Origin of the sequence: Pantoea sp. K16 (assembly GCF_048452805.1) — a bacterium.
Taxonomy (GTDB): Bacteria; Pseudomonadota; Gammaproteobacteria; order Enterobacterales; family Enterobacteriaceae; genus Pantoea; species Pantoea agglomerans.
The window spans coordinates 134,833-142,106 of record NZ_JBLWNV010000014.1; the positions used below are offsets into that span (position 1 = coordinate 134,833).

Annotated in this window: 5 protein-coding genes; all 5 read left to right on the top strand. The window is 56.2% G+C overall.

The features are described 5' to 3' along the window. The first annotated feature begins 1,240 nt into the window (after positions 1–1,240). The 5 genes from dppA to dppF all read left to right on the top strand — a co-directional run bounded on the left by dppA (position 1,241) and on the right by dppF (position 6,965). The gene (gene dppA, locus ACK13D_RS18345) at positions 1,241–2,851 is read left to right on the top strand and encodes a dipeptide ABC transporter periplasmic-binding protein DppA (RefSeq protein ID WP_010671642.1); all 1,611 of its coding nucleotides are present in this window, start codon (positions 1,241–1,243) and stop codon (positions 2,849–2,851) included. A gap of 171 nt (positions 2,852–3,022) precedes the next feature. After that, entirely contained in the window at positions 3,023–4,042 is a 1,020-nt protein-coding gene (gene dppB / locus ACK13D_RS18350; RefSeq protein WP_010257427.1) for a dipeptide ABC transporter permease DppB, read from the top strand. Between the two features lie 9 nt (positions 4,043–4,051). Beyond that, positions 4,052–4,954 carry a dipeptide ABC transporter permease DppC gene (gene dppC / locus ACK13D_RS18355; protein WP_010671643.1) on the top strand — a complete coding sequence of 301 codons (903 nt, stop codon included), beginning with the start codon at positions 4,052–4,054 and terminating at the stop codon, positions 4,952–4,954. 12 nt (positions 4,955–4,966) lie between these two features. After that, positions 4,967–5,953, top strand: coding sequence for a dipeptide ABC transporter ATP-binding protein (gene dppD / locus ACK13D_RS18360; RefSeq protein ID WP_010257423.1), 987 nt, complete (start codon positions 4,967–4,969; stop codon positions 5,951–5,953). Next, on the top strand, positions 5,943–6,965 hold the full coding sequence (gene dppF, locus ACK13D_RS18365) for a dipeptide ABC transporter ATP-binding subunit DppF (protein WP_010671644.1): 1,023 nt from the start codon (positions 5,943–5,945) through the stop codon (positions 6,963–6,965). Before dppD ends, dppF begins: the two co-directional genes overlap by 11 nt. Positions 6,966–7,274: the final 309 nt, after the last annotated feature.

Here is a 7,274-nt window from a genome sequence, read left to right on the forward strand (position 1 = left end):
AGGCGAAGGGAACACGGGCAGAGGAGGAAAGCGTCCCACGCCATGGACGGCGCGGGCCGAGCGTCCATGGATGGTTTAAGCGCCTTTCCGATCTGGCCGTGTTCCCGAAGCAGTCTCGATCTGGCCGCTAAGCATTCACATTATTACCGCTGAGTGGGCTTCAGGGTGCATACGCCTTCCGCAAAGACGCAAAAACACCATCCCTGGCAGGCTCAACGCAGGCGATTACGCACCTCATCCCTGAGGTGAGCCCGTAGCCGGGCCAACGCTTTGCGTTGTTCAAAAACGCTCCCGGCGTTTTTATCCGGGCGGCGCGATGCTTTGCTACAGGCGTATGCTCCCTTCGCTTCACGTCTGGCAGACGCATCAGGTACTTACCTGGGAGCCTCAGACGGCTGACAGATCTAAACCCGGATACATCTGACCGCAGCGCATAAACTCAAGGCGCAGGGAACAGGGGCAGAGGAGGAAAGCGTCCCACGCCATGGACGGCGTGGGCCGAGCGTCCATGGATGGTTTAAGCGCCTTTCCGATCTGACCGTGTTCCTGAAGCAGTCTCGATCTGACAGCCATTCATGCCACATCCTCTTCCCTGAACCTTCCCTCGCTTTCAGCCTCTGGCTATGATTTTCCAGAAAGTTCCAGTAAACCCCATCCACCGCGCATTCTGTTTACCAGCCGTTGTTATCATCACTTACCCGCTGGCAGGCCTTGCCATATAAGAGATGCGATCATAATTCGCGACACATTCTTCTTATGACCGAAAGCGGCAACATGCTGATTTCTTATGCTTCTTTACCAGCATATTCCGCTGGATGAACGTCATAACGCACGGTGAATCGTTCAGTTATTCAACATTTGCCGGTAAAAGTTTTAAGTTTTTTAGCGGTGAGAATCACTAGCGATAGAACAGCCATCCAGCACAATGCACGGAAATCAGACCAGCAGCGCTGTGCATTGTATGGCTTTTAGGCCGAAAGGGTTTTTATTACCGTTGCATGCTATCCCTCACACTCTGTGTAAATAAGTAACCGTTGTATTGACGTTCTTTGCAACTGTTGACAAATTGATGCGTCAATAAACGCACAGTTACGGAATTTTCTGAATGCACCATCTGCATAAGAAAAAACAAAAAAAACGTAGCGTGCTTTAACCACCTGTTCGGTGGTACGCCTGAACCGCATAAAAAAATCAGAGGTCGGGCAATACACACAACATCACATCACAATGGAGCAAAAGCATGATCAACTCCCTGGCTAAATCCGGGATGCTGAAGGTCGGTCTGAGCCTGATTGCTATGACTGTCGCCGCCGGTGTTCAGGCAAAAACCCTGGTCTACTGTTCTGAAGGTTCTCCGGAAGGCTTTAACCCGCAGTTGTTCACCTCGGGCACCACCTACGATGCCAGCTCACGTCAGATCTACAACCGACTGGTTGAGTTCACTATCGGCACCACCGAACTGCACGCTGCGCTGGCAGAGAAGTGGGATGTCAGTGAAGACGGTAAAACTTACACCTTCCACCTGCGCAAAGGCGTGAAGTGGCAGACCACCAAAGATTTCAAACCGACGCGCGACTTTAATGCGGATGATGTGGTGTTCACCTTTGAGCGCCAGCTGGATAAAAACAACGCCTATCACGGCGTCTCCGGCGGCAGCTACGAATATTTCGAAGGCATGGACATGCCGAAGCTGATCAGCAAAATTGAAAAAGTGGACGAGAACACCGTGCGCTTTGTGCTGACGCGTCCTGAATCGCCGTTCCTTGCTGACCTTGGCATGGACTTCGCCTCGATTCTGTCGAAAGAGTACGCTGACAACATGCTGAAAGCGGGCACCCCGCAAAACGTCGACCTGAACCCGGTCGGTACCGGTCCGTTCCAGCTGCTGCAGTACCAGAAAGATTCGCGCATCCTTTACAAAGCTAACCCGGATTACTGGGGCACCAAGCCGAAAATCGATCGCTTAGTCTTCTCCATTACCCCGGATGCTTCAGTGCGTTACGCCAAGCTGCAGAAGGGCGAATGTCAGGTCATGCCCTATCCAAACCCGGCTGACATCGCGCGTATGAAGCAGGACAAAAACATCAACCTGTATGAGCAGGCTGGCCTGAACGTCGGCTATCTGTCGTACAACGTTGAGAAAAAACCGCTGGATAACCTGAAAGTGCGTCAGGCACTGACCATGGCGGTCAACAAAAAGGCGATTATCGAAGCCGTTTATCAGGGTGCAGGTCAGCCTGCTAAAAACCTGATCCCACCAACGATGTGGGGCTATAACGACGACGTGAAAGACTACGCCTACGATCCTGAGAAAGCCAAAGCGCTGCTGAAAGAAGCGGGCATGGCAGATGGTTTCTCAATCGACCTGTGGGCGATGCCGGTTCAGCGTCCGTACAACCCGAATGCGCGCCGCATGGCTGAGATGATCCAGAGCGACTGGGCGAAGATTGGCGTCAAAGCCAAAATCGTCACCTACGAGTGGGGCGAGTATCTGAAGCGCGCCAAAGCAGGCGAGCACCAGACCGTCATGATGGGCTGGACCGGCGACAATGGGGATCCGGATAACTTCCTGGCCACCCTGTTCAGCTGTTCAGCGGCAAAAGATGGCTCTAACTACTCGCGCTGGTGTGATAAATCCTTTGAGGATCAGATTCAGCCAGCTCGCGCCACCGCCGATCAGGCGAAGCGCATCGAGTACTACAAGCAGGCACAGGTTGTGATGCATGACCAGGTACCGGCGCTGATGATCGCGCACTCAACGGTATACGAACCGGTCAGCAAGAAAGTCTCCGGGTACAAAGTCGATCCGCTGGGCGGACACTACTTTGCTCAGGTAGACATTAAAGAATAATTGTCGCCTTTTCCGGGGCGGCTGCGCGTCGCCCCGGCTTTATCTCCCTGTTTTACTGGAAACGGTAGAGGCGCAGCCTGTCTGCGTCGCGGTCGGGCCTACCCGATCGTCAGATGTAAGCAATAACTACCCTCGCGGCGACGGTCGCGCGGACAAGAGAGAACCCGGATTATGCTGCAGTTCATACTCCGACGTCTGGGCCTTGTCATCCCAACGTTTATCGGTATTACATTACTCACCTTCGCATTTGTTCACATGATCCCCGGCGATCCGGTACTCATCATGGCGGGCGAACGCGGTATTTCTCCTGAACGCCATGCACAGTTAATGGCGCTGTTAGGTCTGGATCAGCCGCTGTGGAAACAGTACCTGAACTACATTAACGGCGTATTACATGGTGACCTGGGCATTTCACTTAAGAGCCGCATCCCGGTCTGGGATGAGTTTGTTCCGCGCTTCAAAGCGACGCTGGAACTCGGCATCTGCGCCATGATATTTGCCGTGGCCATTGGTATCCCGGTTGGGGTCATGGCCGCCGTGAAGCGGGGGTCGATTTTCGATCACACCGCCGTGGGGATCTCACTGACCGGCTACTCCATGCCGATCTTCTGGTGGGGCATCATGCTGATCATGCTGGTCTCGGTACAGCTCAACCTGACGCCGGTTTCCGGGCGGGTCGGCGACACCGTTTTCCTGGATGACACCATGCCGCTGACCGGCTTTATGCTGATCGATACCTTCTTCTGGGGTGAGCCGGGCGACTTTCACGATGCGGTGATGCACATGATTCTGCCTGCCATCGTGCTCGGCACCATTCCGCTGGCGGTGATTGTGCGAATGACGCGATCGGCGATGCTCGAAGTGCTGGGTGAAGATTACATCCGTACTGCGCGTGCCAAAGGCCTGACGCGGATGCGCGTGATCGTAGTGCATGCGCTGCGAAACGCCATGCTGCCGGTGGTTACGGTGATCGGCCTGCAGGTCGGCACCTTGCTGGCCGGGGCGATTCTGACCGAAACCATCTTCTCGTGGCCGGGCCTGGGTCGCTGGCTGATTGAAGCGTTGCAGCGCCGTGACTATCCGGTGGTGCAGGGCGGGGTGCTGCTGACAGCAGTACTGATTATTGTGGTCAACCTGCTGGTTGATCTGCTGTATGGCGTGGTTAACCCGCGCATACGTCATAAGAAATAAGGGGGCATCATGTCTGTTGTTGATCCCGGCAGCGTTACCGTTGCACCCAAGCCGATGACCCCGTTTCAGGAATTCTGGCACTACTTTAAACGTAACAAGGGCGCCGTTGTGGGCCTGGTCTACATCATCATTGTGTTGCTGTGCGCCATTTTTGCCGATGTGCTGGCCCCGCATGCCCCTGCTGAGCAGTTCCGCGATGCGCTGCTGCATCCGCCGGTCTGGCAGGAAGGTGGCAGCTGGAGCTACATTCTGGGCACCGACGATGTAGGCCGCGATGTGCTGTCGCGTCTGATGTACGGCGCGCGGCTGTCGCTGCTGGTTGGCTGCCTGGTGGTGGTGCTGTCACTGATTTTTGGCGTGATATTTGGCCTGCTGGCCGGTTATCTCGGCGGCGTGGTCGATGCCATCATCATGCGTGTCGTCGATATCATGCTGGCGCTGCCCAGCCTGCTGCTGGCGCTGGTACTGGTCGCCATCTTTGGCCCTTCGATCGTTAACGCCTCTATCGCGCTGACCTTTGTGGCGCTGCCGCACTATATCCGTCTGACCCGCGCGGCGGTGCTGGTGGAAGTGAACCGCGACTATGTGACCGCCTCCGGCGTGGCCGGTGCCGGTATGCTGCGCCAGATGTTTGTGAATATTCTGCCTAACTGCCTTGCACCACTGATCGTGCAGGCTTCATTAGGTTTCTCCAACGCCATTCTCGATATGGCGGCGCTGGGCTTTCTCGGTATGGGTGCGCAACCGCCAACGCCGGAGTGGGGTACGATGCTCTCCGACGTCCTGCAGTATGCGCAAAGTGCCTGGTGGGTAGTGACCTTCCCTGGATTGGTCATTCTGCTTACCGTGCTGGCATTTAACCTGATGGGCGATGGTTTGCGTGATGCACTCGACCCGAAACTCAAGCAGTAAAGAGGCACCGAGATGGCGTTATTAAATGTAGACAAACTATCGGTGCATTTCGGCGACGATAAAGCACCGTTCCGCGCGGTTGACCGCATCAGTTATCAGGTTGAGCAGGGCCAGGTCGTGGGTATCGTGGGCGAGTCCGGCTCTGGTAAATCGGTGAGTTCCCTGGCGATCATGGGGCTGATCGATTTCCCCGGCAAGGTGATGGCTGAGAAGCTGGAGTTCAACCAGCGCGACCTGCAGAACATCTCCGAACGTGAGCGCCGCCAGCTGGTGGGCGCCGAAGTGGCGATGATTTTTCAGGACCCGATGACCAGCCTGAATCCCTGCTACACCGTAGGTTTCCAGATCATGGAAGCGATCAAGGTGCATCAGGGCGGCAATAAACGCACCCGGCGTCAGCGGGCGATCGACCTGCTGAATCAGGTTGGTATTCCCGATCCCGCGTCACGGCTCGATGTCTATCCGCACCAGCTGTCGGGCGGCATGAGCCAGCGTGTGATGATTGCCATGGCGATCGCCTGTCGGCCTAAGCTGTTAATCGCCGATGAGCCGACCACGGCGCTCGACGTGACTATTCAGGCGCAGATCATCGAACTGCTGCTGGAGTTGCAGCGGCAGGAGAACATGGCGCTGATCCTGATTACTCACGATCTGGCGTTAGTGGCAGAAGCGGCGCACCACATTATCGTGATGTATGCCGGTCAGGTGGTGGAAAGCGGTAAAGCGACCGATATCTTTAAGGCGCCGCGCCATCCTTATACGCAGGCGCTGCTGCGTGCGCTGCCGGAGTTCGCGGCCGATAAAGCACGCCTGGCCTCGCTGCCTGGCGTGGTACCGGGCAAGTATGACCGCCCGATTGGCTGTCTGCTTAATCCACGCTGCCCCTATGCGACTGACCTTTGTCGTCAGGAAGAACCTGAACTGCGCACCATTCCAGGACGCCAGTCCAAGTGTCACTATCCGCTGGACGATGCCGGGAGACCAACTTATGAGTCATGAAACCACGAAAGATCAGTTCCTGCTGCAGGCGATTGATCTGAAGAAGCACTACCCGGTGAAGAAGGGGCTGTTTGGTCAGGAGCGTCTGGTCAAAGCGCTGGATGGCGTCTCTTTTAATCTGGAACGCGGCAAAACGCTGGCGGTGGTAGGCGAGTCAGGCTGTGGTAAATCCACGCTGGGCCGCCTGCTGACGATGATTGAAACCCCGACCGAAGGGCAGCTTTACTGGCACGGTCAGGATCTGCTGAAACATGATCCCCAGGCGCAGAAGCTGCGTCGCCAGAAAATCCAGATCGTGTTCCAGAACCCGTACGGCTCACTCAATCCGCGCAAAAAAGTAAGCCAGATTCTGGAAGAGCCGCTGGTGATTAATACCCAGCTGACCCGCGCGGAACGCCGCGAGAAGACGCTGGAGATGATGGCAAAAGTCGGCCTGAAAACCGAGCACTACGACCGCTACCCGCACATGTTCTCAGGCGGGCAGCGTCAGCGTATCGCCATCGCACGTGGGCTGATGCTCGATCCGGACGTCCTGATTGCCGATGAGCCGGTTTCGGCGCTCGACGTGTCGGTGCGTGCCCAGGTGCTTAACCTGATGATGGATCTGCAGCAGGATATGGGGCTTTCGTATGTCTTTATCTCGCACGATTTGTCGGTGGTGGAACACATTGCCGATGAGGTGATGGTGATGTATCTCGGCCGGTGCGTTGAGAAGGGCAGCAAAGAGGCGATTTTTGCCAACCCGCGCCATCCTTATACTCAGGCTTTGCTGTCAGCGACGCCGCGGCTTAATCCAGACGACCGTCGTGAGCGCATTAAGCTGACCGGCGAGCTGCCGAGCCCGCTCAATCCACCGCCGGGCTGCGCCTTTAATGCGCGCTGCCACCGACGTTTTGGCACCTGCGTGCAGTTGCAGCCGAAGCTGAAAAACTATGGCGGACAGGAGATTGCCTGCTTCGCGGTTGATCAGGATGAGAATCAACCGGTCGGCGTGGCAGAAAAGGTCAGCTGAGGATTGGCAGCGCATTCTGGTGTTTACAGACCGCACAAAATTGAAAGCGATGGGAGCACAGGCCTGTAGCAAAACTTTGCGCCCCCCGGACAAAAACGCCGGGAGCGTTTTTGAACAACGCAAAGCGTTGGCCCGGCTACGGGCGCACCTCAGGAATGAGGTGCGTACTAAAAAAACCGGGAGCGTTTTTGAACAACGCAACGCGTTGGCCCGGCTACGGGCGCCCCTCAGGGATGAGGTGCGTACTAAAAACGCCGGGAGCGTTTTTGAACAACGCAACGCGTTGGCCCGGCTACGGGCGCCCCTCAG